The following is a 697-nucleotide window of genomic DNA, read 5'->3' as shown; positions in this document are numbered from 1 at the left end:
ACTGAAGTTGCAGGTGGAAGCAATATCGCAGGGGTCGCAAAAACTACAGGTGCAAATGGTCAAGATGTTTATACCGTTAATGCCAATGGTACCACCGCATCAGCAGGTTCATCAGCAGTCACAGTAACTGCAGGAACTAAAGATGCAAACAATGTTACTGACTATAAAGTAGATCTTGCAGCAGCGACTAAAACAGATATTGCTAAAGGTGTTGCAGCGAAAGCAGCAGTTGATAATACAGGCTTAACCTTTAAAGGTGATACCGCAGCGACAAGCGCTACTAAGAAATTAGGTGATACGGTTTCCATCACTGGTGACGCGAATATTAGTACAGTTGCGACCACCGATGGCGTACAGGTTAAGTTAAATCCAAACTTAGACCTAGGCGCAGCTGGCAGTGTCATTACAGGCAATAGCAAGTTAGATAACAGTGGATTGACGATTACAGGTGGTCCAAGTGTTACGAGCAGCGGTATTAATGCAGCGAACAAGAATATCAGTAATGTTGCTGATGCAACTACAGATGATCAAGCGGTCAACAAAGGTCAGTTAGATGCAGCAACTACAGCATCAAGCAGTAAGACCGATGCTTTGGGTAATAGCACTGCAACCAACTTGGGCGGTGGATCAAAATATGACAACAGACCGATGCTTTGGGTAATAGCACTGCAACCAACTTGGGCGGTGGATCAAAATA

1 pseudogene is annotated in these 697 nt (G+C 44.5%); it reads left to right on the top strand.

The window, feature by feature from the left end:
• Positions 1–697: pseudogene (locus F981_RS24080) on the top strand (hypothetical protein); the annotation flags it as partial.

Source organism: Acinetobacter guillouiae CIP 63.46 (assembly GCF_000368145.1).
Taxonomy (GTDB): Bacteria; Pseudomonadota; Gammaproteobacteria; order Pseudomonadales; family Moraxellaceae; genus Acinetobacter; species Acinetobacter guillouiae.
This window is presented reverse-complemented; position numbering and strand designations above follow the sequence as displayed.